23 protein-coding genes are annotated in these 25,646 nt (G+C 71.9%); 10 read left to right on the forward strand and 13 right to left on the reverse strand.

The window, feature by feature from the left end; all coding sequences use genetic code 11:
• Positions 1–391: 391 nt before the first annotated feature.
• Positions 392–1,939, forward strand: a complete 1,548-nt coding sequence (locus ACFXKZ_RS21030) for an ABC transporter substrate-binding protein (protein WP_380002412.1) — start codon at positions 392–394, stop codon at positions 1,937–1,939.
• Positions 1,940–1,997: 58 nt separating this feature from the next.
• On the opposite strand, the gene ACFXKZ_RS21035 is transcribed toward ACFXKZ_RS21030, so the two are convergent.
• Positions 1,998–2,417, reverse strand: coding sequence for a molybdopterin-binding protein (locus ACFXKZ_RS21035; RefSeq protein WP_380002413.1), 420 nt, complete (start codon positions 2,415–2,417; stop codon positions 1,998–2,000).
• Between the two features lie 314 nt (positions 2,418–2,731).
• On the opposite strand from ACFXKZ_RS21035, the gene ACFXKZ_RS21040 reads away from it, so the two are divergent.
• On the forward strand, positions 2,732–3,172 hold the full coding sequence (locus ACFXKZ_RS21040; RefSeq protein WP_380002414.1) for a PPOX class F420-dependent oxidoreductase: 441 nt from the start codon (positions 2,732–2,734) through the stop codon (positions 3,170–3,172).
• Positions 3,173–3,351: 179 nt separating this feature from the next.
• Here the strand turns inward: ACFXKZ_RS21040 and ACFXKZ_RS21045 are convergent, their stop codons facing one another.
• Positions 3,352–3,954, reverse strand: coding sequence for a TetR/AcrR family transcriptional regulator (locus tag ACFXKZ_RS21045; protein ID WP_380002415.1), 603 nt, complete (start codon positions 3,952–3,954; stop codon positions 3,352–3,354).
• Positions 3,955–4,103: 149 nt separating this feature from the next.
• Between ACFXKZ_RS21045 and ACFXKZ_RS21050 the strand changes: the two genes are divergently transcribed.
• The gene (locus ACFXKZ_RS21050; RefSeq protein WP_380002416.1) at positions 4,104–5,234 is read left to right on the forward strand and encodes an FAD-dependent oxidoreductase; all 1,131 of its coding nucleotides are present in this window, start codon (positions 4,104–4,106) and stop codon (positions 5,232–5,234) included.
• A 58-nt stretch (positions 5,235–5,292) separates the two neighbouring features.
• Here ACFXKZ_RS21050 and ACFXKZ_RS21055 read toward each other — a convergent pair whose 3' ends face one another.
• Positions 5,293–5,640: a hypothetical protein gene (locus ACFXKZ_RS21055; protein WP_380002417.1), complete on the reverse strand. Its 348-nt coding sequence runs from the start codon at positions 5,638–5,640 to the stop codon at positions 5,293–5,295.
• A 208-nt stretch (positions 5,641–5,848) separates the two neighbouring features.
• On the opposite strand from ACFXKZ_RS21055, the gene ACFXKZ_RS21060 reads away from it, so the two are divergent.
• Entirely contained in the window at positions 5,849–6,517 is a 669-nt protein-coding gene (locus ACFXKZ_RS21060; protein WP_380002418.1) for an O-methyltransferase, read from the forward strand.
• 52 nt (positions 6,518–6,569) lie between these two features.
• Here ACFXKZ_RS21060 and ACFXKZ_RS21065 read toward each other — a convergent pair whose 3' ends face one another.
• Positions 6,570–7,157 carry a DUF3237 domain-containing protein gene (locus ACFXKZ_RS21065; RefSeq protein WP_380002419.1) on the reverse strand — a complete coding sequence of 196 codons (588 nt, stop codon included), beginning with the start codon at positions 7,155–7,157 and terminating at the stop codon, positions 6,570–6,572.
• Positions 7,154–8,404 (reverse strand): flavin-dependent oxidoreductase, encoded by a 1,251-nt coding sequence (locus ACFXKZ_RS21070; RefSeq protein WP_380002420.1) that lies wholly within the window; start codon positions 8,402–8,404, stop codon positions 7,154–7,156. The genes ACFXKZ_RS21065 and ACFXKZ_RS21070 overlap by 4 nt, the downstream gene beginning before the upstream one ends.
• A 159-nt stretch (positions 8,405–8,563) precedes the next feature.
• Between ACFXKZ_RS21070 and ACFXKZ_RS21075 the strand changes: the two genes are divergently transcribed.
• The gene (locus tag ACFXKZ_RS21075; RefSeq protein ID WP_380002421.1) at positions 8,564–9,106 is read left to right on the forward strand and encodes a MarR family winged helix-turn-helix transcriptional regulator; all 543 of its coding nucleotides are present in this window, start codon (positions 8,564–8,566) and stop codon (positions 9,104–9,106) included.
• A 231-nt stretch (positions 9,107–9,337) separates the two neighbouring features.
• The gene (locus ACFXKZ_RS21080; protein ID WP_380002422.1) at positions 9,338–10,321 is read left to right on the forward strand and encodes a P1 family peptidase; all 984 of its coding nucleotides are present in this window, start codon (positions 9,338–9,340) and stop codon (positions 10,319–10,321) included.
• 286 nt (positions 10,322–10,607) lie between these two features.
• On the opposite strand, the gene ACFXKZ_RS21085 is transcribed toward ACFXKZ_RS21080, so the two are convergent.
• Entirely contained in the window at positions 10,608–11,402 is a 795-nt protein-coding gene (locus ACFXKZ_RS21085; RefSeq protein ID WP_380002423.1) for an SDR family NAD(P)-dependent oxidoreductase, read from the reverse strand.
• Between the two features lie 113 nt (positions 11,403–11,515).
• Entirely contained in the window at positions 11,516–12,397 is an 882-nt protein-coding gene (locus tag ACFXKZ_RS21090; RefSeq protein ID WP_380002424.1) for an NAD(P)H-binding protein, read from the reverse strand.
• 126 nt (positions 12,398–12,523) lie between these two features.
• Here ACFXKZ_RS21090 and ACFXKZ_RS21095 point away from each other — a divergent pair, with 126 nt between their 5' ends.
• The gene (locus tag ACFXKZ_RS21095; protein WP_380002425.1) at positions 12,524–13,453 is read left to right on the forward strand and encodes a helix-turn-helix domain-containing protein; all 930 of its coding nucleotides are present in this window, start codon (positions 12,524–12,526) and stop codon (positions 13,451–13,453) included.
• A gap of 9 nt (positions 13,454–13,462) precedes the next feature.
• A complete protein-coding gene (locus ACFXKZ_RS21100) occupies positions 13,463–13,921 on the forward strand; it encodes an SRPBCC family protein (protein ID WP_380002426.1) in 459 nt (152 codons plus the stop codon).
• A gap of 94 nt (positions 13,922–14,015) precedes the next feature.
• Here the strand turns inward: ACFXKZ_RS21100 and ACFXKZ_RS21105 are convergent, their stop codons facing one another.
• The 6 genes from ACFXKZ_RS21105 to ACFXKZ_RS21130 all read right to left on the reverse strand — a co-directional run bounded on the left by ACFXKZ_RS21105 (position 14,016) and on the right by ACFXKZ_RS21130 (position 22,448).
• The gene (locus ACFXKZ_RS21105) at positions 14,016–16,853 is read right to left on the reverse strand and encodes a DUF5682 family protein (RefSeq protein WP_380002427.1); all 2,838 of its coding nucleotides are present in this window, start codon (positions 16,851–16,853) and stop codon (positions 14,016–14,018) included.
• Complete coding sequence (locus ACFXKZ_RS21110; RefSeq protein WP_380002428.1) at positions 16,850–17,962, reverse strand: AAA family ATPase; 1,113 nt, start codon at positions 17,960–17,962, stop codon at positions 16,850–16,852. The genes ACFXKZ_RS21105 and ACFXKZ_RS21110 overlap by 4 nt, the downstream gene beginning before the upstream one ends.
• An 11-nt stretch (positions 17,963–17,973) precedes the next feature.
• A complete protein-coding gene (locus tag ACFXKZ_RS21115) occupies positions 17,974–19,425 on the reverse strand; it encodes a VWA domain-containing protein (RefSeq protein ID WP_380002429.1) in 1,452 nt (483 codons plus the stop codon).
• On the reverse strand, positions 19,422–20,846 hold the full coding sequence (locus ACFXKZ_RS21120; protein ID WP_380002430.1) for a hypothetical protein: 1,425 nt from the start codon (positions 20,844–20,846) through the stop codon (positions 19,422–19,424). The genes ACFXKZ_RS21115 and ACFXKZ_RS21120 overlap by 4 nt, the downstream gene beginning before the upstream one ends.
• Positions 20,816–21,319, reverse strand: coding sequence for a hypothetical protein (locus ACFXKZ_RS21125; RefSeq protein ID WP_380002661.1), 504 nt, complete (start codon positions 21,317–21,319; stop codon positions 20,816–20,818). Before ACFXKZ_RS21125 ends, ACFXKZ_RS21120 begins: the two co-directional genes overlap by 31 nt.
• Positions 21,320–21,473: 154 nt before the next feature.
• The gene (locus ACFXKZ_RS21130; RefSeq protein ID WP_380002431.1) at positions 21,474–22,448 is read right to left on the reverse strand and encodes an Lrp/AsnC family transcriptional regulator; all 975 of its coding nucleotides are present in this window, start codon (positions 22,446–22,448) and stop codon (positions 21,474–21,476) included.
• 162 nt (positions 22,449–22,610) lie between these two features.
• On the opposite strand from ACFXKZ_RS21130, the gene ACFXKZ_RS21135 reads away from it, so the two are divergent.
• Both ACFXKZ_RS21135 and ACFXKZ_RS21140 read left to right on the forward strand, forming a co-directional pair.
• On the forward strand, positions 22,611–24,092 hold the full coding sequence (locus tag ACFXKZ_RS21135; protein WP_380002433.1) for an MFS transporter: 1,482 nt from the start codon (positions 22,611–22,613) through the stop codon (positions 24,090–24,092).
• 275 nt (positions 24,093–24,367) lie between these two features.
• Positions 24,368–25,594: a glycosyltransferase gene (locus tag ACFXKZ_RS21140; protein ID WP_380002662.1), complete on the forward strand. Its 1,227-nt coding sequence runs from the start codon at positions 24,368–24,370 to the stop codon at positions 25,592–25,594.
• The last annotated feature ends 52 nt before the right edge of the window (positions 25,595–25,646 follow it).

Consider the following 25,646-nt stretch of genomic DNA (forward strand, 5'->3'; position numbering starts at 1 on the left):
GGCCGGACCGGGACGCGGCACGGCGCACGCGTCGAGTGCGACCGGCGGCGGAACGGGCCGTTCCGGCTTCGTGTCGAGAATCCCGCAGGCGGCCGGCCCGGGCGTCGGTGGTACGCACAGGATCGGGGGGTGTTCTTCGTGTACGGCGACGATCCCCCGGTTTCCGGCCACTGCCTACCGTGATCGTCCGCAGCGGCGCAAGCCGCACTCCGAGGAGGTTTCCCGTGACGGGACGATCCGAACTGCCGGGTACACCGCCCGCAGACCGCCGATGGACGCCGGCCACCGAGTCGGGTGCGGTGCGCGGCACCGGGCACGCCGACGTCGAGTTTTCCCCGACAGCCGAGTGTTTCCCGGAAGGCGCGCGATGAGACGCGTCTCGCGAGGGGTCGTGGGGACCCTCGTCCTGGGTCTGCTCGCCGCCGGATGCGGCGGCAGTGGCGGCGGTGACGACGCCGGTGCCGGCGACACGATGACCGTCGGGGTCACTGCCGACCCCGGTGGCCTGAATCCGCTCACCGCGCTGAACGCGAGCGCGTTCATGCTGAACCGCTTCTCCTACGACGGGCTGGTCAACATCCAGCCGGATGGGCGCGTCGTCTCCGGTGTCGCCGAGACGTGGACGACCGACGCGACCACCGCGAGCTTCACCCTCAAGCGCGGCGTGACGTGCGACGACGGTACGCCGTTGACCCCGTCGGCGATCGCGGCGCAGTACGCGTACGTCGCCGAGCCGACCAACGCCTCGCCCATGCTCGGCATGATCGTGCCCACCGGCCTCACCGTCTCCGCCGACGACGCCGCCGGCACCCTGACCCTGAAGACCCCGGAACCCACCCCGTTCCTGCTGCGCAACGCGGCGACGCTGCAACTGGTGTGCCCCTCCGGCCTGCGCGCGCAGGGCAAACTGGACCATGCCTCGGACGGCACCGGGCCCTACCGGCTGACCGAGGCCGTACCGGGCGACCACTTCACCTTCACCAAGCGCCCGGGTTACACCTGGGGTCCGGATGGCGTGGACAACGCCCGCACCCCGGACCGGGTGGTCTTCAAGGTGATCGGCAACGAGTCCACCCGGACCAATCTGCTCCTGGGCGGCCAGTTGGACGTCACCACGGTGGTCGGCCCCGACCGGTCTCGGCTGACGGCGGCCGGGATCAAGTCCACGGCCATGCAGGACCCGCTCGGCCAGTTGTTGTTCAACGAGGACGCGAACCGGGTCACCGCCGATCCGCGGGTGCGCCGGGCGCTGGTCACGGCGATCGACCTGCGGCAGTTGGGCGCGGTCGCCACCGGCGGCAAGGGGGTGCGGCCGACCCGGCTGGGCACCGCGATGTCCCCGCCCTGTCCGACCGACTCGGTCACCGCCAACCTCCCGACCCACGATGTGGACGGCGCCGCCGAGCTGTTGCGCACGGCGGGATGGCGCAAGTCCGGTGGGTACTGGACCAAGGACGGCCGGCAACTGTCCATCGAGGTGCCCTATCCGGGTCTGTCGGGCACCCAGGTCATCGCGGCGGCGGAGTTGGCGGTCAAGCAGTGGAAGTCGTTCGGCGTGAAGGTCGATCCCCGACCGACCACGCCCGCGACGAAGGTGTCCACGCTGATGGCCGGCCAGTGGGACGTGGCGTGGGCGCCGCTGTCGCTGAGCACGCCCGACCAGATGCTCCCGTTCTTCTCCGGGACCAAGCCGCCCGAGGGCCTCAACTTCGGGTCCGTGCAGAACCCGGAGTATCAGCGCCTGACGGCGCTCGCGATGGCCAAGCCGGACACCTCGGGCTGCGCCGAATGGACCGCGGCGGAGGAGGAGTTGATGAAGCGGATCGACGTGATCACCTTCATGGACAGCAACGTCCCCTACTTCACCCGGGGTTACGCGTTCGAGGTCGACGGCGGCGGTTTCCTGCCCACGACGCTGCGGCGCGCCGACGCACGCTGACCGCTCACGCGGGCGCGGCGGATTCGCGGTCACCGCCGCGCCGCCGCGCCGGTTCGGGTCAGGCCGTGGCGAGCGCGACCTCGGTCGACTTGAGCAGGGCGGTCACCGGCGTACCCGCCGTCAGACCCAACTCCCTCGCGGCCTCGACGGTGACGACGGCAGTCAGTTCGCCGTCCGCGACGGCGACCTTGACCCCGGCCATCGCACCGCCGAAGGCGACCTCGACGACCGTGCCGGGGATACGGTTGCGGATGCTCAGCCCGTCGACGCCACCGGTGGCGAGCGAGACCTCGGTGGACTTGATCAGGGCCAGGACGGCGCTGCCTTCGGCCAGTCCGAGGTCGCGCACCGCGTCGACGGTGACGGCGGCGGTGAGTTCGCGACCGGAGCCGAGCCGGACCTTGACGGCGGCCATCACCTCACCGGTGGTCACCGAGACCGCGGTGCCCGGGAACTGGTTGCGGATGCTGAGCGACATGCGGACACACCTGGATCCCTGATCGCCGGAAGCCGATCTCCCGAACACGCGACCATCACCCTAAACGGGATGAAACACCGGCTCCGGGCAGACACGAGGAGCGTGCCGCGGATACCACCCCAAGGGCGGTTCGGCCGGACCTACGCCCGGTTCGCGGCCACGCGTTACCGCGATCGGCTCCGCGAGGGCGCGTAGGCGACGCGGCCCCGGCGCGCCCGGCCGGGAACCGGGTCGGAGGTAGTGTTTCGGTGCGGTCCGGTGCGGCGACGTCGCCGCGATTCCCACCGCGGCCGGACCCGCGACGAGGAGGACTCATGTCGAAGCCGCCACTGCCCGAACAGGCCATCGCGATGCTGCAAAAGCCCAACCCGGCCGTGATGACCACGCTCCGACCCGACGGCCAACCCGTCTCCACCGCGACCTGGTACCTGTGGGACGACGGCCGCATCCTGATCAACCTGGACGAGGGCCGAAAGCGGCTCGATCATCTCCGCAACGACCCCCGCGTCTCGCTCACCGTGCTCGACGAGGGCAACTGGTACACGCACCTCAGCATCGTCGGCACCGTCGAGGACATCCGCGACGACAAGGACCTGGCCGACATCGACCGGTTGTCCCGGCACTACGGCGGGCAGCCCTACCCACAGCGGGAACGGGCGCGGGTCAGCGCCTGGATCCGGATCGACCGCTGGCACGGCTGGGGCACGCTCAAGGACAACGACCAGGCGGGCGGCAGCCGGAACGTGTCGGAGTAGCCGACCCGTTGCCGCGCCGGTACACCCGGCGGCCCCTGTCTCCCCCATTCGGGACAGGGACCGCCGAGGTGCGGTTGGACGGGGCCGGCCGAGCCCGAACGGCGGCACCCCACCTTTCCCGTGCGAGCCACGCGCACCGCCGACTACGCGCACCGCCGGCCACGCGCGCTCCGGGAGAGCTAACTCCCTTGGGCAGCAGGCGGGTTGCGCGGTGGCGGCCAGCCGTGGGCGAGAATGTCGAAGACCGCGTCGACGGTGGCCGCGGGATCCTGCCGGCCGCGCGCCAGGGTCGGGATCTCCAGGACGAACCGGGCCAGCGCCAGACACGCGATGTCGTCGTGGTCCACGCCGAGTTCGTCGGCGATGGCCGCGCCGAGGGCGTCGGTGTGCCGTGTCCACATATGTTCCGCGTACGCGCGCAGCGCCGGCGTGGAGTTCACCAAGTGACTGAACCCGGCTGCCTGCGGATGGGTCGCGACGGCGAGGAAGTTCTCCCGGACGTGCCGCCGGAGGGCGTCGAGGATGTCCCGGCCGGCGGGCCGCCCCCGCACCGCGGCGACCAAGTGCGCCTCCCGGTCCTCCTCTTGGTCGAACACCAGCGCCTCCTTGCCGCTGAAGTGCTTGAACACCGTGGTCGTGGACACATCGGCCGCATCGGCGATGTCCCGGATGCTCACCCGGTCGTAGCCGTGCTCCAGGAACAGTTCCAGTGCGGCGTCGGCGATCGTTTGCCGAGTGGCCGCCTTCTTGCGTTCGCGGCGGCCGGCAGGGGGGACGGTCATGGGTTGAGTGTATCCGATGGTTGCATCGATGCTTTAGTTGACTCATTGCACTTTTGAACTTAGTTTGCTTTCGTGAGGGCAGCGGGTGAGTTCCCCCGCTTCCGTGCCCGTTCGGCCGACAGCCCTCTCCGCCGGCGAAAGGAACCCCCATGAACTCCCCCGCACCCGCCCACGCCCGAATCAGCGTCATCGGCGCCGGACCCGGCGGGCTGACCTGCGCCCGCATCCTCCAGCGGCATGGCATCCCGGTCACCGTCCACGACCGCGACCCGGGCCCCGACGCACGCGACCAGGGCGGCAGTCTGGATCTGCACGCCGACAACGGCCAGATCGCGCTGCGCGAGGCCGGTCTGCTCGACGAGTTCTTCGCCCGGGCCCGTCCGGAGGGCCAGGAGATGCGGAAGCTGGACCCGAGCGGGCGGATCATCTTCCATCACGTCCCGGCCGCCGACGAACTCTTCAAGCCGGAGATCGACCGCGGCCACCTGCGCGCGCTGCTCCTGGATTCCCTGCACCCGGGCACCGTGCACTGGGGCCACGCGCTCGACACGATCGACGGACCCGCCGACGGGCCCCGGCTGTTGCGCTTCGCGGACGGGACGACCGTCGAGGCCGATCTGGTCATCGGCGCCGACGGCGCCTTCTCCCGGGTGCGCCCGGCGGTCTCCCCCGCCGTGCCCGCCTACACCGGGATGGGTTTCCTGGAGGCCCACTTCCTTGATGTCGAGCGGCGGCACCCCGAGATCGCCGCACTGGTCGGCCGGGGCGGCGCCGCCGCGGCCGACGGCGAACGCGCCGTGTTCGCCCAACGCAACAGCGGCGACCACATCCGCGTCTACCTCATCCGCCGGGTCCCGGTCGACTGGATCGCCGCGAGCGGGCGCACCATCGAGGACACCGAGGGCATCCGCGCGCTGCTCCTCGACGAGTACGCCGACTGGTCGCCGAGCCTGCGGCGCATGCTCACCGACAACGACGGACGCTACGTGGACCGGCCGCTGTTCGCGCTGCCGGTCCCGCACACCTGGGCGCACCACCCGACGGTGACCCTGCTGGGCGACGCCGCCCACCTGATGCCTCCGCTGGGCGTCGGCGTCAACCTCGCCATGCTCGATGCCACCGAACTCGCCCTCGCGCTCGCGAGTGCCGCCGACGTCGCCGACGCGATCCGGGTGTACGAGAAGACCATGCTCCCCCGCTCCACCCGGATGGCAGAGGCTCTCGACGGCGCCACAGCGGGTCTGCTGTCCACCGAGGACTCCGACGACGACCGGCCCTGAGCGGGTGACCCGGTCTCCCGGGTAGCCGAACCGGACCTGTGCGAAGTCGCAGGTCGCCTCAGCGCCGGCGGGGGCGGTGGATGGCGGTGACGAGGGCCGCGGAGGCGGCGACGAGCAGGGCCACGAATACGGGATGGATGTCCTTGGACAGGCTCTGGGCGCCGTCGGGGCGCACGAGCCAGAACGTGAGCGGGACGGCGAAGGCCACCGCCACGAGCGCGGCCGTCGCGCGCACCGACCGATCGGCGACCCGGGTGAGCGCGCCGATCAGGGCGATGGCGACCGGAACGACGGCGATCAGGGCGAATTGGGCCAAGACCATGACGGGGACCAGCCAGGCGGAGATGGTGACCGCCCGCGGGACGCGCCGGTCGATGGTTGCGGGCGAAACGGAGGTGGCTGACATGACGTTCCCCTCGTTGACTTAGCAGGCTTGCCTTTCGTTATAAGTTATAACTCTCGTGAGAGACTAGAGTCAAGAAATGCTCGTGAAACCCTCTAACTTCAGAGACCATCCATCAGGCGCGGGGCTCGGGCTGTGCCGGGTGGGATCCGGCCGGCATCGTCGGAGGGCCACGGGTGTTCCGTGCTTGGTCGAGGAGAGGAATTGCTTCGTGTCACAGCAGCAATGGAGCGCCGTGGACGGATACTTCACCGATCTGCTCGGCCCCGACGACGAGGTGTTGCGGGCCGCACAGCGGGAGAGCGACGCGGCGGGTCTGCCGCCGATCGCGGTCACCGCGCATCAGGGCCGGTTCCTGCATCTCCTGGCCCGGATCCGGGGGGCTCGGCGCATCCTGGAGATCGGCACGCTCGGCGGGTACAGCACCATCCATCTCGCCCGCGCGCTGCCCGAGGACGGCCGGCTGGTCACGCTCGAATACGCGCCGCGCCATGCCGAGGTGGCCCGGGCGAACATCGCGCGGGCGGGCCTGGCCGATCGGGTGGAGGTCCGGGTCGGGCCGGCCCTGGAGACGCTGCCGATCCTGGACGCCGAGGACGGTGAGCCGTTCGACCTGGTGTTCATCGACGCCGACAAGGACAACTACCCGCACTACCTGGAGTGGTCCCTGCGGTTGGCCCGGGTCGGCGCGGTGCTCGTCCTGGACAACGTCGTGCTGGGCGGCGCCGTCCTCGACCCGGCGGCGGGCGGCGTGCGCGCCCAGGGTGTGCGTACGACGCTCGAACTGCTCGCCAAGGATCCCCGCCTCGACGCCACCGCCGTGCAGACGGTCGGCGACAAGGGGTGGGACGGGTTCGCGCTCGCCGTGATCACGGGCTGAGCGCGGCTTCGGCGCGGTGGGCCCCGTCGTGGCCGCCCACCGCGCCGACGCGCTACACCAGCGCGTGTGCCTCGTACCGGACGGTGTTCGCGCTGCGCATCGCCGCCGCGACGGCGATGGTGCGATTGAGCCCGGCGTACCGGGCGTCGCCCGTCTCGAAGCGGCAGACGAGCCGGAAGTAGTAGCTGCGCGGATCCACGTTTTCGCCCCGCCGTAGTCGGGCCATGACCTCGGGCGGGCCGTACCGGAGTCCGGTGGTGGTCAGGTGGATCAGCGCCTCGTCGTCGGTGCGCAGGGTGTAGCGGGTGTCGATCTCGGCGGCACCGTCGGGGTGCACGATCTGCCAGTCGCCGCCACCCGGAAGGATGTCCCCGCGCAGCCGTGGGCCCTCGAAGGAACCGCCGACGATCGGGATGATCCGGCGCTCGCCCCAGGGGGTGCCGCCGAGGTCGAGCATGGTGTCCAGGTCCACCCGGAAGCGGGCGAGGAAGCTGAGCTTCGGGGAGGGCGAGGGGTAGGGCGCCGTTCCCGGGAACGGCTCCGGCTCCGGCTCGGGCTCGGACTCCGGCTCCAACTCCGGTTCCCGCGAGGTGGGTTCCGCGTTCGGGTCCGGCTCGGTCCGGGACGGGTCCGCGTTCACGGCCGGCTCCCCGTGTCGACGGTGTACGACGCGCGCTCGTTGAGGAGCGTGGGGTCGAAGCCGGCGACGCGTTTGTAGCCGGCCGCCGCGTCCTCGCGTTCGGCCGGGGTGAGCACGTCGTCGATGTTCGTGAAACCCTGCGGCGCCCGTTCGTGGACCAGGCGCATCACGATCTCCGGCCCCAGGTCCCGGTTGGCCAGCTGGATGGCGGTCGTCGCCGGTCGGCGGTCGGCCTCGTAGCCGGCCAGCGCGTCGTCGACCGGGTGCGTGGCGAGCCGCCACGCCAGCACCCGCGCGTCGAGGATCGCCTGCGAGGCGCCGTTGGACCCGATGGGGTACATCGCGTGCGCGGCGTCGCCGAGCAGGGTGACCCGGCCATGGGTCCAGCGCGGCAGCGGATCGCGGTCCACCATCGGATACTCGTACACCGCGTCGGCGGCGGCGATCACCGAGGGTATGTCCAGCCACGGGAACCGCCACTCGCCGAAGTGCCGCAATACGTCGGCGGGTTCGGCCCTGCGGTTCCAGTCGCCGGGGGCGGGCGGCGGGGTGTCGAGCGGGCGTTCGGCGATCCAGTTCAGCAGCAGGTTGCCGTCGGCATCCGGCTCGGGCGTCAGCGGATAGGCGACGAACTTCTCCGTCCCGTCGCCGGCCATGATCATGGTCCGCCCGGAACGGAACGCGGGCGCGCGGGTGGTGCCGCGCCACAACACGAGGCCGTTCCACGGCGGCGCGCCTTCCTCGGGGAAGAGCTGCCGGCGGATCGCCGAGCGAATCCCGTCGGCGGCGATCAGCACGTCGCCGTCGAGCGGCCCGGCGGCGGTGTGCACGCGCACGCCCTGCGGCAGGTCCTCGTACGAGGTGACCGGCCGGCCCGTGCGCACCGCGTCGGTACCCAGGCGTTCGCGCACCGCGTCCAGGAGCAACATCTGGAGGCCACCGCGATGCACCGAGTACTGCGGCCAGCGATACCCGGCGCCGAGCCCGCGCGGCTCGGACCAGATGGCCTGGCCGAACCGGTTGAAGTAGGCCAGCTCGCCGGTCGGCACGCCCAGCGCGGCCAGCCGGTCGGCCAGGCCGAGTTCGGTCAACTCGCGTACGGCGTGCGGCAATACGTTGATGCCCACGCCCAGCGGACGGATCTCGGCCGCCGCCTCCAGGACGGTGACATCCGTGATTCCCGCCGCGTGCAGCGACAGCGCGGCGGTCAGACCGCCGATTCCTCCCCCGGCGACGATGACGCGCACGAAGGCCTCCCGGAGCAATAGATTGTTTCAGCCATAACAACTTTGCTCATCCTGGGGGCAGGGACCGGATTGCGCAAGGACTCTTGGCAGGATGTGCGCCACGTGCAGGATGGGCACGACACACCCGCACCACCCCACCCACCGAGCGAGACGGAACGTATGACGCCGCGCGCGACACCCCCCGCCGAGCCGACCCGACTGCCGGACGTCCGGTACGCCGACCAGGCGCGCGAACGCATCGTCGAGCTGGCGCCGGACACCGATCCCGGCGCGTTCGACCTGGGCTACCACCTGCTGCACGTGGCGTATCTGCTGGTCGCCGACCTCGAGGCCACCGTGCATCGGCCGCGCGGGTGGACCCTGCCGGGCTTTCGCATCATGTTCAAGCTGTGGATACTCGGCCCCACCCAGCCCGCCCGGCTCGCCGAATTGTCGGTGTTGTCCCGCTCGGCGCTCACCAACGCGATCAACACCCTGGAACGCGACGGCCTGGTCGAGCGCCGGCCCGTCGCCGAGGACAAGCGCGCGGTCCTGGTCGCCCTGACCGAGCAGGGCCGCGCATCGATCGCCGAGGCGTTCGCCGCCCACTCCCGCCGCGAACTGGACTGGTTCGCCACCCTGCCCGAGCCGGACCGCGACCTGCTCACCACCCTGCTGCGCCGCCTGGTCGCGGGACGCCCCACCGCTCCCGCACTCGACTGAACGGGCCCGCGCGGCCGCGCGAGCGGGCCTCCGCGGCTCCGAAGCCGCGCTCGCGCTGCGCCTGTTGCGCGAGCCCACCGTCGTCACGCACCGTCCGCACGCGGGCGCCGAGCGTCTTTTGGCGGAAGACCCCAAACGGCGTGGCGAAATTCGGACCCCACGACGGAGATCGACGATCGGGAGCCGGTGAGAATCGGGGTTGTTGTTCCCCCGAGAAAGGCCGGGTCGACCGTGAACGAGGCAGAGCGAGACCCGGTGCGCGCGCTGCGGTTCCGGGACGCGGGGCACCGGGTCGGGCGGTTCGCGACGGGTCCGCACAATACGATCACCGACGTGTCGGGCGTGCTGGTGGGGCATACGACGCTCGTGGACGAGGCCGAGGGGGTGCGCTCGGGGGTGACCGCGATCGTACCCACCGCGATGCGGGAGGCCCGGTCGTTGGCGGCGGGGATGTACCTCGGCAGCGGCCACGGGAAGTCGGTCGGGGTCACCCAGATGGTGGAGCGGGCCGAGTTGGCGACGCCGATCCTGCTCACCTCGACGCCGAGCCGGGTCTCGGATCACCCGGACCGGCCGGTGGTCGGCGGGACCGACGACGCGTGGCCGGCTCCGGTGGTTCGGCGGCCGCTCACCCGGGAGCACGTCTCGGCCGCGTTGACGGGTGCGCACGACGGTCCGGTCGAGCTGGGCAGCGTCGGCGGCGGCGCGGGGGCGTGTGCCCTCGGCTTCAAGGCCGGCATCGGGTCGGCGTCGCGCCGGGTGTCGCTCGGTGCCCGGTCCGCGACCGTGGGTGCGCTCGTCCAGGCCGACATGGACGGGGAGTTGCGCCTCCTCGGGCGATCGGTGACGCCGGTCGGCCTGGGCCTGGCGAGCGCCGGTCCGGCCGCCCCGCACAGCTCCTGCGTGGTCGTACTGGCCGTCGATGTCCCGTGCACGGCAAGGCAGTTGTCCCGCATCGCGGCCCGCGGCGTATTCGCCCTCCGCCGCGTCGGCGCCACGCTCGGTCGCGGCAACGGCGACTATGGCCTGGCCTTCTCCACCGCCTCCCAGGGCTCCCCGGCGGACCTCGAACAGGCCCACCTGGAAACCCTGTTCACCGCCGCCATGGACTGCGTCGAGGAAGCCGTGATCGACGCCCTGCTCGCCGCCCGCACCATCACCACTCCCACGGGCCGCAAGGCCCACGCCCTCCCCCGCCACCTCATCCGAGCCTGATCCCACGCGCCGCGCTCGCGCGATCCCTCGGTGGGTGGCCCGGGCCCTGTCCGGCCGCCCCCGTCGGCGGCACCGCCCTCGCCTCCGCGCGCACCGGCCCCGGAAACTTTTCGGCCGGACCCGTCACACTGCCGGATCGCGAAACGTCATACCCTCCGAGAGCCGGATCCGGATCGTATTCCGGTTCTCGCGGTCGCCGAAGGTCGATGTCGGGTAGGGCCCGACCTTTGGCTCCCGGGGGGCGGGCAGTTGGGGGCCCGCTCCCCGGATCCGGCAGCCGATCGGCTCAGGGGGTGATCGCGTCGACGTAGCCGCCGTCCACGCGAAGGGCGCCGCCCGTGGTCGCCGAGGCGAAGGGGGAGCTCAAGTAGACCACCATGTTGGCGATTTCCTCGGGTTCGATCAGCCGCTGGATCAGCGACTGCGGGCGGTGCAGGCGCATGAACTCGCGTTGCGCCCGGTCCCACGGCAGGGCGGGATCCACCAACTCGTAGACGAAGTCCTCGACTCCGCCGGTGTGCGTGGGGCCGGCGATCACCGAGTTGACCGTGACACCGCTCCCGGCCGCCTCCTTGGCGAAGCCGCGCGAGACCGCCAACAACGCCGTCTTGGACATGCCGTACTGGATCATCTCCGCCGGCGTGGCGATCGCCGAGTCGCTCGCGATGTTCTGGATCCGTCCCCAGCCGCGAGTCTGCATCCCGGGCAGGTAGGCGCGGGTCATCCGGACGGCGGTGAGCACGTTGACCTCGAAGTAGCGCCGCCATTCGGCGTCGTCGATCTCCAACGCCGGCCGGGTCCCGAAGATGCCGAGGTTGTTGATCAGGATGTCCACCGACGGGACGGCGGACAACACCCTCGCCGCTCCCTCGTCCTCGGCGATATCGCCGGGCGCGGCCCGGAATCGACCCTCCGGTACGTCCTTGCGCAGCCGCTCCAGGGCCGCCGCGACCGATTCCGGCGTACGTCCGTTGACGGCGACCTCCGCTCCCGCTTCGGCAAGGCCCTTCGCGATCGCGGCCCCGATGCCCTGCGTGGAACCGGTGACCAGAGCGGTCTTCCCGGTGAGATCGATCAACACGACGCGAACCCTTCGTCCGAACAACTCCTCTGCCGGGGCCAGTAGATCATCCCGTCGGGCATGTGGACACGCGCTGCGCCCGGTCCGGTCGGGGTGTCGAGCGACCCTGTCTCCTATGCCGCGTCGGCGATCCGGTGGCGGAGGTGGTCGTAGGCCCAGGCGGCGAGGGTGGTCGTGGTGGTGGTCTCGACGGTGCGGGGCTGTTCCGGCACGAAGTCCTCCCGAAGCCCGGTGGACATCCCGAGCACCGCCTCGACCAGTCCATCCGTCATGCCGGCCCCGAGGAGCCGCTCGCGCATGGCGTCGTCGGTGATGCGCTCGACGCCGATCCGCCGACCCGTGGCGGCGGTGAGGATGTCGCCGACCTGCCGCCAGGTGAGGTCGGCCGGCCCGTGTACGGCGCGTACGCGGTGCCCGGACCAGTCGGGAGACAGCAGCCGGGTGACCGCGACCTCGGCGATGTCGCGGGGCGCCACCCAGGCCATCGGTTGGTCGAGCGGCAGGATCACCTCGAGGGTGCCCGCACGCAGGGCATCCGGTTGCAGTTCGAGGTTGGTGAAGAAGTAGCCGCAGCGCAGATGGGTGACGTCGACGTCGATCTTGTCCAGGGCGGTTTCGGTGTGCGCGAGGCCGTCGATCTCACCGGCGCCGTGCCGTTTCTCGGCGCCCACGCTGCTCTGGAAGACGACCCTGCCGATCCGGTTGTCGGTGACGGCGTGGACCACACTGTCCGTGGCGCGCGCGTAGTCGGCCAGGGGGTCCTCGCCGCCGGTGGTCGGATCCACCCAGAACAGCGCGTCGACGCCCTCGGTGGCGGCCACCACCGTGTCGGCCTCGAATTGGTCGACCCGTACGGCGTCCACGTAGTCGCGCAGTTCGGGCGCCAGTCGGCCCGGATCGCGCAGCAGGACGCGCGGCCGAAGTCCGGCCCGGACCAGCATGGCGACAACGTGCCGGCCGACGTTCCCGGTCGGGGTGGTGACAGCGATCTGCATGATGCCCTCTCAGCCGGTGATGCGACATGAATCCGGCGGGCCTCGAGACGGCCCGAACCTCTCCTCTGCCCGACCCGACGGGTCGGACACCTCCGGCGACGCGGCGGGGGGTGCGAGAATCGTGGGGTGTTCGACTCGTCCGACTTCGACCTTGCGCCGTATACCGACGTCGACATGGACGGCGTCGTGCGGCGCACCTTCTGTAGTTGGCAGGACGCCGGCTGGCGCTCCCTGCTGGTCCAGAGCTTCACGCACGCGCGGGAGGCCGAGGATTTTCCGCTGCCGGGAGTCACCGACCTGCATCTCGTGCTCTACACGAGCGGTGAAGCGGACATGCGGATCCGGGCCGGCGGAAAACCCACCCGCCGTCGCTGGGTGCCGGGCCGGCTGGAGTTGATGCTCCCGGGTCAAACGACCGTGCGCAGCTACCGCGCGACGCCGCCGATGCGGACCGTCCAGATACACGTCCCGCGTGCGACCGTGGTCCGGGTGGCCGCCGAACTGGGCGGACCCGAGCCGGACTTCGAGGCCATGGCCGGCGGCCTGGCCGCGGGTGACACCCTCGTCGAACAGGTCGTACGTGCCCTGCCGACCGTCGCGGGCGCGACCGACGTCTACGCGGAATCGGCCGCGACGGTCCTGGTGACCCACCTGCTGGCCCGGGGCCGGGATCAGCGGGTCCCCGGCCCCGAACCCTCGGCCGTCCGGCGGGCCGTCGCGATCATGCGCGAACGCCTGGCCCATCCCCTCACGCTGGCCGATCTCGCCGCCGAAGTACACCTGAGCGTCTACCACTTCATCCGGGTCTTTCGCCGAACCACCGGCGAGACCCCGCACGCGTTCCTCACCCGGCTGCGGATCGAACACGCCCGGCGACTGCTCGACGACACCGACCTCACCATCACGCGGATCGCCGAGCGCTGCGGCTTCGCCGGGCCCGGCAGCCTGTCCTCGGCCTTCCTCGCGCATGTCGGGGTGCGCCCGTCGGAGTACCGCAAGATTTCCGCGACGGGTGGACAATCCGGCGCATGTCCCGAGCCGCCGGCGCCGTCCTAGCGTGACGACGTGCCTTACATCTACATCGTGACCTCCCATTCCCCCGCGAGCCCCGACGCGGTCTTCGCGGTCCTCCTCCGGGCCGCCACCTGGCCAAAGTGGTCGCCGATCGATTCCGCCGCCGTCGAGGGCGACGGCGATCCCGAGGCCCCGCAGCAGGTCGGCGACGTCCGGGTCTTCCGGACCGGCCGGGGGGCCGCCCGGGAACGCATCGTCGAGCTGGTCGCCGACCGGCACTTCCGCTACACGAACGAGGGCGGCCCGTTCCGGTCCTTTCGCGGCACCGTCGACCTCACCCCGGCGTCCGCGGGCGGCACCGACATCACCTGGTCGGCGACCTTCGAGCCGAAGTTGCCGCTCTCGGGCCCGTTCTGGCGGTGGTATCTGACCCGCTTCATGCAACGGATGGCCGACGGCCTGGCCGGCTACGCCGCCCGTACCAAGGACCGGCCCGGCAGCGGTTCCTGAAACCGCGCACGGCCGGGTGCGGACGGCGTCGAACCGTCCCCACCCGGCCGTGGTCGGGGCGTGCCGTGCCCCCGGGCCCTGTCCGGCCGTACGCTCAGCCGGCCAACAGCGCCTCGACAGCCTCCGCCGTCGCCGGATACCGGCCGAGCAGGGCCGCGCCCGCCGGCCCGTCGCCCGCACCCGGTTCCCACGTGCCCTCGCACCCCAGCAACCGCGCCACCGCGTCACACGTGTGCGGATGCGCGACGAGGAGGGCCAGGCCACGTGCCCCGCCCGAGGCCCGGGACACCGCCGACGCCGGCGGGGCCGGTTGCGCCCGCCACGGCGGCACCCACTCGTCCAGCGCAGCCAGTCGACCCGGGAAGATCCGCCCGGCCTCGCGAATCAGCAGCGGCGCGAACTCGGCGCCGCCGGCGCGCAGCGTGCCGATCAGGGTCGGCAACCACGGCAACAACACCGAATCCGGCAGGCGGGCGAAGGCGTTGGACACCGCCTCCACGACGAAGTCGGTCAGCGCCGGCACCGGCTCCAACGCGTACACCAACCCGCTCAGGTAGCGCGGGTAGGCCGGCAGCACCAGCGGATTGCCGAGCAACTCGTCGCAGCGCGAGCGCAATTCCGCTCGGGACAACCCACCGAGGTGGACCTGCCCCGCCCACAGCAGCGCCACCTTCGACGGCTCCTCCGGGTGGGACTGGGCGACCGCCAGCTCCAGTTGCGTGCGGTCGCAGCCCAGGGACAGCGCCAGGCTCTCCATGCCGAACAGGAAGCCCAGCGTCGCGGCGACCTGCCGCACCGTCGCGTCGTCGTCGGCGAACGCCGTCGGCAACAGCGTGCAGTAGTGCGCGTATCCGGACTTGACGAACGACTCGATCCACGCCGGCAGCACCGATTCGCTGGTCCGGTAGTACGCCAGCACCCGGCGCACCCGGCGCAGTACCTCCGGCGCGCCGTCGACGCTGCGCTCGGTGGCCAGCACCTCCAGCGCCCGCGTGCCCAGTTCGTCGGCGAGTCGGCGGCTGTGCAGGTACAGCGTGGCGTCCTCGACCGCCGCCAACACGCTCGCGGTCGTCGCGTTCGGCCCGTACGCCGCGCGCCGCAGCCGCTGCTCCAGGACCTGTTCGATGCTGACGCCCTCGTAGCCGAGCTCGATCAGCGCCCGCTGGTGGGTGCCCAGGGCCAGGTCCCACGACTCTTGGATGGAGCGTTCGCCGAGCCGCCGCTCGCCCATGATCGGCCGGGCCGCGCCCGGCGGCATCAGGTAGCGCAACATCCACAACACATCGGAGCAGCGCTCCAGTTCGGGTTGCCCGGCAATGTCGAGCAACGCCCGTCGCACACCGCGCTGTTCCAGTCTCAGGCCCAGGGGCGCGAGCCGGTCGTGCACGTCGCGGGCCAGCGGCGGCAGCGCGTCGTAGCCGACCCGGCCGATCCGGTCGCCGCCCATCATGATCTCGACGAGCCGGCGCACGTCGCGCCGGCCGGGCACCCGGTCCTTCTCGATGCAGGTGACCGCCGCGTCCTGGAAGTCGTACGGCGTGGGCTTGGCCCGGTCGCGCAGCCCGGCCAGCAGGATCGACGTCTCGAACACGGCGATCGCGTCGGCGGTCGAGGCCAGGTAGCCGTTGCGGCGCGCGGCGCGCACGATGTCCACGGACCAGCCGAGCAGTTCCTCCTCGTCCAGCCGGTCCAGGACCGGCGCACGACGCAGGAACCCGGACAGCTTGTCGGCCGGCAGGGCGGACGGGTCGGGCGACGCGGACGAGCCCTGCGAGGCGACCGCCGCCGCGCGTTTCGCGGGCTTCGTGCTCTTCTTCCTCGCCCCCGCCTGCCCGGTGAGCCGAAAGGGTTTCACTCCGCTGCGAGTGAGGTTCTTCGCCCACACCGAGGCGGCGATCGTCACCGAGCCGGCCGCGAGGCCGAACTGTGCCTCGATCGCGGCATGGCTGGAGGGGATCAGCCCGTGCTGCCAGGTGGTGGCGGTACGCGGGGTGATCTCGAAGGTGTCGGCGCCGTGCACGCCGAACTCCTCGACCCGGGAGGCCGCGTGGAACGCGCCGCAGACGTAGAGGCAGTCGGCGGGGTCGGTGCCGCTCGCGGCCAGGTGCTCGCGCATCCGGGTCCACATGTAGCGCTCGCGGTCCTCGTCCACCCGCACCCGGCGCTCGTCGCCCGGGGCCAGCCGGCGGAACAGGCTGCCGATCAGCAACATGACCTGCCGGTAGGTGTCGTGGTCGCAGTCGCCGAGCGGCAGTTCGACGTACTGGTGCCACCACTCCGACCAGTGCCGGACCCGGCCTTGGCGCAGCAGGTGTTCCTCCAGTTCGGCAAACCGCGGGCGCAGGTCGCCGATCTCCAGGCCGACGGAGTCGCCGTGCAGCGCGCTCTCCTCCTCGGCCGGCGACGCGTCCGGGTCGGCGGGCACGGCGGGCGCGGTCCCTTCGCCGCCGCGCGGCTCCCACTGGAACACGTGGTCCGAGGAGCGGTCGACCAGGACCAGTTCGGTACCGGGGGTGTCCAACGTGTAGGCGATCGCCTGGTATTCGGCCGACGCCTCGGTGATCGGCGCGACCACGGACAGCGGAGCCCAGTCGAGCGGGAACCCCTCGATCTCACTGGCGAAGGACTGGACGGCCACCGGCAGCGTGCAGTTGCGCAGTTCGGTGAGCAACGGCGCCATGTCCTCGCACAGCTCCAGGTAGACCACCTTCGGCTGCTTCTCCCGCAGCCGGCGGGCCATGGCGGTGGCGGAGGCGGGCGAGTGGTGGCAGACGGGGAAGATCTCCAGGGGTTCGCGCACGGCCCGGTCGACGTCGTCGACGATGCCGAGCAGGATCTCGCCGAGGGCGTCGGGTCCGTCGGCGAACGTGGCGGCGGCTTCGCGGAGTTGGCTGCGCAGGGCGTCGAAGGCGCCCTCGGGCGGGCCACTCACGACAGGCCCGCGATCGCCGAGCGACCGCCCTCCAGGAACTCCGGCCACGCGCCGCCCTCCTCCTTGCCGCGCGGCTCGACCACGCCGTGCAGGTACTTGTTGATGATGGCCAGGTCCTCCGGCTCGCGGCGGGCCAGCGAGCCGACCAGCGAGGCGGCGAGGGTGTGTGCGGTCAAGGCCCGCTCGCCGAAGAAGTTGCTGTGCAGGATGGCGTCTTCGAGCACGCCGATCTGCTCGGCGGTGGACAGCGACGACTCCAGTTTCTCGTCGTCGCTGCGGGCTGCGGCAGCGGCGGCGCGCAGGTCGGCGAAGCTCTGCAGGAGCACGTCCAGCAGGTTCGGCGGCACCTCCAGTTCGATCTCGTGCCGGCGCAGCAGTTCCTCGGTGCGGAAGCGCACGATCTCCGCTTCGCTCTTCTTGTTCGTCACCACCGGTATGCGGACGAAGTTGAAGCGGCGCTTGAGCGCGGAGGACAGATCGTTGACGCCCCGGTCGCGGCTGTTGGCGGTGGCGATGATCGAGAAGCCCGGCTTGGCGAAGACGATGGCGTCGTCGTCGAGTTCGGGCACCGAGACGTACTTCTCGGACAGGATGGAGATGAGTGCGTCCTGGACGTCGCTGGTGGAGCGGGTCAGTTCCTCGAAGCGGCCGATGGCGCCGGCCTCCATGGCGGTCATGATCGGCGAGGGGATCATCGATTCGCGGGACTGGCCCTTGGCGATCACCATGGACACGTTCCACGAATACTTGATGTGGTCCTCGGTGGTGCCGGCGGTGCCCTGGACGACCAGGGTGGAATCGCGGCAGATCGCGGCGGCGAGGAGTTCGGCCAGCCGGCTCTTGCCGGTGCCGGGGTCGCCGATCAGGAGCAGGCCGCGGTCCGAGGCGAGGGTGACGATGGCGCGCTCGACGATGCTGCGGTCGCCGAACCACTTCTGCGCGATCTCGCGGTCGAGGCCGTCGGAGCGCTCGGAGCCGAGCACGAACAGGCGGATCATCTTCGGGGACAGCCGCCAGGTGAAGGGCTTGGGGCCGGTGTCGATCGACTCCAGCCAGTCCAGTTCCTCGGCGTACTTGAGTTCGGCGGGGGCGCGCAACAGGTCGGACATGAGAGGCCTTTCTAACCGAGGAACGTCTTGAGTTCGTGCACGAGCTTGCGGATGTGGCCGGAGAGCACCGGCGTGCCGAGGTCCTTGAATCGCTCCCGGAACCAGGGATTGACACTGGCCCGGCCGGAGCTGGTCACCGAGCCCACGGGAATGAACTTGGCCCCCGAGCGATGAATGGCGGCCATGCTCTCGAAGAGGGGATCGGTGTGCCATTCGTAGAAGTCGGAGATCCACACCACGACGGTGTTGCGCGGTTCGGCGATCTTGGGTTGGGCCAGCGCCATCGCGACCGTGCCGTCGGTGCCGCCGCCGAGGTTGGTGCGCAGCAGCGTCTCGAAGGGGTCGTGTACCCACGGGGTGAGGTCGAGCGCCTGGGTGTCGTAGGCGATCAGGTGCACGTCCACCTTCGGCAGCCCGGCGAAGATGGAGGCCAGGATGGTGCAGTTCACCATCGAGTCGACCATCGAGCCGGACTGGTCGACGACCACGATCAGCCGCGAGGGTGTGGTCTTGCGGACGGTGTGGCGGTAGAAGAGGCGGTCGACGTAGAGCCGTTCCTCCTCCGGGCTCCAGTTGGTGAGGTTCTTCCAGATGGTGCGGTCGAGGTCGAGGTTGCGGTACACCCGCTTGGGCGGGATCGACCGGTCCAGGGTGCCGACGGAGGCCTTGGCCACCTGGGTGCGCAGGACTTCGGCGACCTCGTCGACGAAACGGCGGATCAACGCCTTGGCGTTGGCCAGGGCGACGCCGGAGAGGTTGTCCTTGTCCCGGAGCAGTTGCTCGATCAGCGACATGCTGGGGGTCAGCCGGGCGGCGAGCGCCGGGTCGGCGAGCACTTCGCGCAACTGCATACGCTTGACCAGATCCGCCTCGATGGCGGCGAGTTCGGGGCCGATCTCGGGGATCAGGGTGCCGAGGTCGGGCGTGCCGGCGCCGCCGGTGCCGGTCGGGGAGACGCCCGTGCCCGCACCGCCGCCGCGTCCGCCCCGCAACTGGCCCGGCCTGCAGCCCAGGGCCCGCTCCAGCCAGCCGGCGTCGGACTGCCAGCCGGCCAACTGTCCGGCGCTGACCGCGCCGGAGCCGGTGGCGAGTACGTTGAGCAGCACCTTGGACACCATCGCCGCACGGCGCACCTCGGCGGCCCGATCGCGGCCGTCCTCGTCCGCCTCGGGCACCATCAGGCCGTCGAACTCGGTGGCCAGGTCCGGGTGTCGCTGCACGATGGAGTCGACCGAGGCGCGTGGGTCGAGCAGTTCGGCCGGCAGGCCGATGTCCTCGACGACCGCCACGGAGGCCGATTCCAGCGCGGCCTGCTCCTCGGGGTCGAAGAGTCGGGCGAGCAGTCGCCAATACAGCACTTGGCGGCGGTTCTCGTTCGGGTCGTCGGCCGACGCAGCGATGGGGGCGACCGGTTCGGTGCCGTCGGTGGTGGGTTCGGTGCCGTCGGCTGTGGAATCGGTCATTTCCGCAGCAGCTTTCCGGCCCGCTCGCGCAGTGCGGCGACGGCTTCGGTGCCGGCCTTCTCGGCCTTGACGCCGAGCTTGTCGGTGGTGCCGCCGGCCCAGGCGCCGGCGTGCAGCGCGACGGTCTTCTTCTTGACGGTGGTCTCGACGGCGAGCGGCTGGATCCGGAACGCCCCGGCGTCCCAGCGCAGCAGGCCGATGCACGCGGTGGAGGTCGCGACCGCCTCGGGCGTGAGCGGGCCAGCGGCCGGTATCCGGTCGACGTCGAGGGGGACGTGGTGTCCACCAGCGAGCGCCAACGCGGGTGCGCCGTCCTCCGTAACGGCGTACCCCTCCAGGAACACCGGGATCGAGATCCGCGTCGGGTGCCGGTCGAGCGGCGCGGTCGGTGCCGCGACGGCGGTGGGCAGCGCGACCCGGGCGGTGACGAAGGCGTCGGCCGGTTCGCCGCTGCGCGCGTGTGCGTCGTCCCAGATCAGGTCGCCCTCGGTGGTGATCGGCATGTCGGTCAGGTCCATCGCCCGGCCCTCGCCGGTGGCGGTGAGCAACGACAGGTGGGGGCGCAGGAGTTGCCAGACGCCGACGCCGACGATCGTGTCCGGCTTGGGCACGGACACGCTCGCCCGGACCAGGCGCGGCGGGCCCCCGTCGGCGGGCTCGAAGACGGCGTGTACCTGGGCCTGTGCGGCGGTCGTGTGCTCCTGGACGTCGACGCCCAGCGGCAGCAGGCGCCCGGTGGCCGTGCCGATCGCCGGTCCGGCGTCGACCCGCGCCTGGGTCGACAGCAGGGCGCGCGACCACAGGTCGGCCCAGCGGCGCAGCGGGATGCGCTCCAGAGTCGCACCCGGGCAGGACGCGGCCAGTTCGGCGGAGAACCCGTCGAGCAGCGTGGCCAGGCGGCGCAGCGTCGGGTCGGGCAACATCGCGAAGACGACCGGCGCGGAGTCGGCGATCAGGTCGTGGTCGATGCCCTGCCAGCCGGCTCGGGCCAGGTCGGCGAGCCAGGTGCGGGCGGCGATCAGCAGGTTCGGCACCGGCTCGCCCTCCCCCACCGGGACCGCTTGCGCTTCCTCGCCGAGGACGCGCCCGGTCGCCTCGTCGGCGCGGGCCACGAGCGCGTCGTGGGCGGCGCCCAGGAGTGCGGTACGGGCGGCGGCGAGCGCGACGAGGTGGTCCTCGCTCGCGGTGCCGGCCGCCGCCTTCTCGGCCGCCTCCGCGACGCGGCCGGCCAGGGGTGTACCGGCGACGGCGGCGGCCAGTTCGGAGAGGGCACCGGCCTGGGTGGGGTGGGGGCGCAGCAGGCCGCCGACGAGGGTGCGGTCGAAGGCGTCCACCACGGCGAGGACTTCGTCGAGCCCGGCGACGGGTTCGACGAGCAGGTCGGCGCGCATCAGGCCACCGCCCTCGTCGGCGGGAACCACTGCATCTCCGGCAGCGGCGCGGTGGTGGGGACGAGTTCGAGGTAGGCCAGGTGGCGCAGGAACCTGCTGAACACGGGCGCGGCGGCCGTCTTGTCCCCCTGCGGCGGGCGGGTCGCGGCCATGGTTCGGGTGATGTGCCACGCGTCGGATTGCCCGTTCGCGAGTTCGACCCGCAGGTAGCGGGCGACACGTTCGGCGCCGTATTGCAGCACGGCCTCGCCGATCAGGGCTTCGATGTGCTTGCAGAACGACCCGTGCGCGCCGCCGCAGGGGCGGTTGTTGTTGGTACTGCACGTGAACGCGAAGTCCCCGGCGGCGACCGAGGACACATAGACCCGCCCGATGTCCGAACCGCTGGACACCACACCCTGCAGGCGCCCGTCGGCCAGTTCGACGAACGGCACCTTGGCGAGTTTGCGCGGCCGAGCGGGTGGCAGCACCCGCGCCACGCTCGACTCCTCCCATGCCGACAACACACCATCTCCTTTGCACCGAGGGGGATTCCACGCCGAGTCGGAAACGATCGGCGGGTACGGATACGAACCTACTGACGGTCACCGACACGCGCGGGCGGTCCGGATCCCGATCGGCGAGAGGGGATGAGGGGATGAACGGGGGATCTTCGGGTCAGGCGCGCAGTGTGGCGGCGGCCTTGTAGGTGCGCAGGACCGGTGCGGTCTCGATTCGGGTGATGGCGTCCAGGGCGAGCCGATGGATCAGGTATCGGTGCAGGTCCTCCGCGTCGCGGCACAGGGCGTGTGCGACCAGGTTGGTGGGGCCGGTGGTGGCGGCCACGACGGCGAGTTCGTGGTGGCCCGCCAACGTGTGGGCGACCTCGTCGAGGCGGCTGGGGGCGACCTGCATCCACAACAGCGCGGACACGGTGGCGCCGAGTACGGCCGGTTCGAGGTCGATGTCGAAGAACACCGCGCCGCGGGCCCGCAGTTCGGTCAGCCGACGGGTGACGGTGGCGGGTGTGGACCCGGTCGCGGCGGCCAGTTCCGCGTAGCCGGCCCGGCCGTCCTCGCGCAATGCGGCCAGCAGGCGCAGGTCGGCGTCGGTGAGCGGGTACGGCTCGCCGTGTGGGGGGTCGGCGGGGGTGTCGCGGCCGCGCAGCCGGGCCTCCTGCTCGGGGGTGAGCGCGCCGAGCCGGCCACGCCACGGGGTGGGCCCGCCCAGGTAGGTGTGCAGCAGGTAGTGCGCCGACACGGCGGTGATGCCCGCGGTGCGCGGGATGTCGCGCAGCAGGAGGGAATGGGCGTCGGGACCGCCGGCCGGGGTGTGGATGATCGCGACGATCTCGGTACCGCCGGAGGTCAGCCGCACCCACGAGGTGTCGGCGCGGCGGGCCAGTGCGACCGCGATGTCGTGGGCGGTGCGGGTGGCGGCGGTCAACCGTACGAACCACTGGTGCGCGCGGGTGCTGCGCGGGCTCGGCAGGGCGACCACGCGCAGGCCGGCCTCGGCGTGCAGGCGGCGGTAGCGGCGGGCCACGGTCTGCGTCGACGTGCCCAGGACGTCGGCGATGAGGGTGAACGGGGCGCGGGCGTCCGTGTGGAGGGCGTGGATCAGGCCACGATCGAGGTCGTCCGGTTCGAGCATAATCCTCAAAATAGCCGATCGACATGGATGAAATCGTCGATCCGGTGCTCGGCAATGGAACCACAGGTCGGAGCCGAGCGAGGGTGGTGTTCGCACGGAGCACCGGACGGCGACGACCCGGCGGCCCGCGCGTCCCGACACCACATCACCCACGGGGAACCCATGTCCGAGCACCCGACCGCCCCCGGCGGCGCCCCCTCCATCGCGACCGCCCCGGTCGCGTCCGATCGGCCGACCCACGGCGCCTATCCGTGGCGTTGGACCGCCCTGATCGCGCTGCTCGTCGCCGAGGCGATGAACCTCCTCGATGCCACGATCGTCCAGGTCGCCGGCCCCGTCATCCACGCCGACCTCGGCGGGCCCGCCGCCGCGATCCCCTGGTACAGCGCGGCCTATACGCTCACCTTCGCCCTGGGTCTGCTCACCGCCGCCCGCCTCGGCGACATCGCCGGCCGGCGTCGCGTCTTCCGCGTCGGCGTCGCCGCGTTCGCCGCCACCTCCCTGGCCTGCGCGCTCGCCCCGAACGTGGGCGTGCTCATCGGCATGCGCGCGGCGCAGGGTGTGGCCGCCGCGCTGATCGTCCCGCAGACGTTCGGGCTGATCCGCGCCATGTTCGAGGGCGACGAACTCCCCCGGGCGCTGGCCACGATCGGCCCGGTGATGGGTCTGTCCGCGGTGCTCGGCCCGGTGGCGGGCGGCCTGCTCACCCACGCCGACCTGTTCGGCGCCTCGTGGCGTGCGGTGTTCGTGGTCAACCTGCCGCTCGCGGCGGCCGTACTGCTGATCGCCCCGCGCCTGCGCGAGGACCGCGCGCCCGTGCGCCCCCGCCTCGACCCGATCGGCACCGCGTTGGCCACGGTCGGGACCGCGCTGCTGGTCTGCCCGCTCGCGGGCGGCACCGGTGCGCCGAGTGTCGGCGCCTGGGCCGCCGCCGCGCTCGGCGCACTCGTCCTGGCCGGGTTCGTCGTCCACCAGCGCCGCACGGCCGCCGCCGGTCGTACCCCGCTCGTCGAGCCGTCCCTGCTGCGCGGTCGGGCGTTCCCCGCCGCGCTGGCCACGTCCACGCTGTTCTTCGCGGTCATGAACGGGGTGATGATCACCGTGGTGCTGCACCTGGAACTGGGCCTGGACCGTGGTCCGCTCACCGCCGGCCTCACCCTCCTGCCGTGGTCCGCCGGCCTGGCCGTCGCCTCCTGGGCGGCCGGCGGCATCCTGGTCCCCCGCTACGGCGTCCGCGTCCTGCACGCCGGCATCGCCACCCTCGCCGTCGGCCTGGTCGCCGCGGTCCTCGCCTACCGGGCCGCGCCCGCCGGCGACTATCCGCGCGGGCTGCCGTTCGCCCTGGCCGTGGCCGGGCTCGGCGTGGGCCTGTTCACCCCGCCGTTCTTCACCGCCGCCCTGCGCCGGCTCTCCCCGCAGGAGACCGGCTCGGCGGCCGGCCTCCTCAACGCCGTGCAACAACTCGGCGGCACCCTCGGCATCGCGATCGTCGGCGGCGTGTATCTGACCGGCGACGCGTCCGGACAGTCCGCGTCCGTCGGCGCCCGACATGCCCTGACCGCGGCCGGCGTCCTGCTCGTCGCAGCGGCGCCGGCCGCGTGGGCGATGACGGCGCGCGGCCGGCGCGGCGCGGACACCCACTGAAGCGCGTCGCCCGCCCGACGCAACCGGTCCACCGAACCACCCGCCAACCGGTTCGGTACACAGAACCGGTCCGCTCCCAGCCCGGAGGAATGACGCGGCACGGGAGGGCAACGGGAAACGCCGCGGACATGAAAACGACGAGGAGAAACCCTCTCCTCGCCATAACCAACATATAGCGCATCGGGGGCCTTGCGGCAAGGCCCCCGTCGTACCGCAGAATCATCGACCTGAGCCGAAGCCCCGGCCGGGATCTGCGGAAATGGGTGAGTCGAGAAGTGCGTGTGTTGTTGTCGACGTTCGGGTCGCGCGGGGACGTCGAGCCGATGTTGGGCCTCGCGATGCGGTTGCGGGAACTCGGCGCGGAGGTATTGCTGTGCGCGCCACCGGACTTCGCGGAACTGCCGGCCCGGGTCGGCGTGCCGATGGTGCCGCTGGGTTGGCCGGTGCGGGCGATGGTCACGGGTGACGAGCCGCCGTCGGCGGACGATCTGCCCCGACGCGCGGCGGCGTGGGTCGACGCCCAGTTCGAGGTGTTGCCGAAGGTGGCCGAGGGCTTCGACGTGGTGGTGGGCGGCGGCATGATGCCGGTCGCCGAGCGGTCGGTGGCCGAGAAGTTGGGCATTCGCTACGTCTACGCGACGTACCAGCCGATCACGCTGCCGTCGCCGGACCGGCCGCCGCTGTCCCGGCCGGGTCGGCCGTTCCCGCCGGAGGTGACGGACAATCGGGCGCTGTGGGACATCGACGCCCGGGAGATCGCCGAGTTGTTCGGCCCGGCGCTCGCCGCCCACCGGCAAGAGTTGGGCCTGCCCCCGGTGCAGCACGTCCGGGACCACATCTACACCGACACGCCCTGGCTGGCGGCGGACCCGATCCTGAGCCCGTGGGACGCGACCGACCTCGACGTCGTACAGACCGGTGCGTGGATCCTGCCCGACGAGCGTGCGCTGCCGGCCGACCTGGAGGCGTTCCTGGCCGCCGGCGCGCCGCCGGTCTACGTGGGCTTCGGCAGCATGCCGATGCGTACCGCCCGGGATGTCGCCCGGGTGGCCATCGAGTCGGTGCGCGCGCACGGCCGGCGCGTGCTGCTGGGACACGGTTGGGCCGAACTGGCCCAAATCGACGACCGCGACGACTGCTTCGGCATCGGCGAGGTCAACCAGCAGGCGCTGTTCGGCCGGGTGGCCGCGGTCGTGCACCACGGCGGCGCGGGCACCACGACCACTGCCGCCCGGGCGGGCGCGCCGCAGGTGATCGTGCCGCAGGGGGTGGATCAGCCGTATTGGGCGGGCCGGATCGCCGACCTGGGCATCGGCACGGCGCACGACGGCCCGATCCCGACCGTCGAGTCCCTGACCGCCGCGCTCGCGACCGCGCTCGCCCCCGAGACCGGCGGACGGGCCGGCGCCGTGGCCGCCGCGATCCGTGCCGACGGCACGACCGTGGCCGCGAACCTCCTGCTCGACGCACCCGGCCGGGATCGCTCGTCGGTATCCGCGTGAACCTCGCGCAACCGTCGAGCCGCAACCCGCCACGCACCACGGTCGCCCCGCG

It is taken from the genome of Embleya sp. NPDC059237 (genome assembly GCF_042754105.1).
Taxonomy (GTDB): Bacteria; Actinomycetota; Actinomycetes; order Streptomycetales; family Streptomycetaceae; genus Embleya.

What these genes read in the sequence shown, in the direction of transcription:
- ACFXKZ_RS21115 (WP_380002429.1), bottom strand. Translation starts at nt 19,425, where the DNA reads ATGACCGATTCCACAGCCGACGGCACCGAACCCACCACCGACGGCACC.
- ACFXKZ_RS21090 (WP_380002424.1), bottom strand. Translation starts at nt 12,397, where the DNA reads ATGCAGATCGCTGTCACCACCCCGACCGGGAACGTCGGCCGGCACGTT.
- ACFXKZ_RS21135 (WP_380002433.1), top strand. Translation starts at nt 22,611, where the DNA reads ATGTCCGAGCACCCGACCGCCCCCGGCGGCGCCCCCTCCATCGCGACC.
- ACFXKZ_RS21110 (WP_380002428.1), bottom strand. Translation starts at nt 17,962, where the DNA reads ATGTCCGACCTGTTGCGCGCCCCCGCCGAACTCAAGTACGCCGAGGAA.
- ACFXKZ_RS21075 (WP_380002421.1), top strand. Translation starts at nt 8,564, where the DNA reads ATGACGCCGCGCGCGACACCCCCCGCCGAGCCGACCCGACTGCCGGAC.
- ACFXKZ_RS21040 (WP_380002414.1), top strand. Translation starts at nt 2,732, where the DNA reads ATGTCGAAGCCGCCACTGCCCGAACAGGCCATCGCGATGCTGCAAAAG.
- ACFXKZ_RS21035 (WP_380002413.1), bottom strand. Translation starts at nt 2,417, where the DNA reads ATGTCGCTCAGCATCCGCAACCAGTTCCCGGGCACCGCGGTCTCGGTG.
- ACFXKZ_RS21050 (WP_380002416.1), top strand. Translation starts at nt 4,104, where the DNA reads ATGAACTCCCCCGCACCCGCCCACGCCCGAATCAGCGTCATCGGCGCC.
- ACFXKZ_RS21130 (WP_380002431.1), bottom strand. Translation starts at nt 22,448, where the DNA reads ATGCTCGAACCGGACGACCTCGATCGTGGCCTGATCCACGCCCTCCAC.
- ACFXKZ_RS21045 (WP_380002415.1), bottom strand. Translation starts at nt 3,954, where the DNA reads ATGACCGTCCCCCCTGCCGGCCGCCGCGAACGCAAGAAGGCGGCCACT.
- ACFXKZ_RS21055 (WP_380002417.1), bottom strand. Translation starts at nt 5,640, where the DNA reads ATGTCAGCCACCTCCGTTTCGCCCGCAACCATCGACCGGCGCGTCCCG.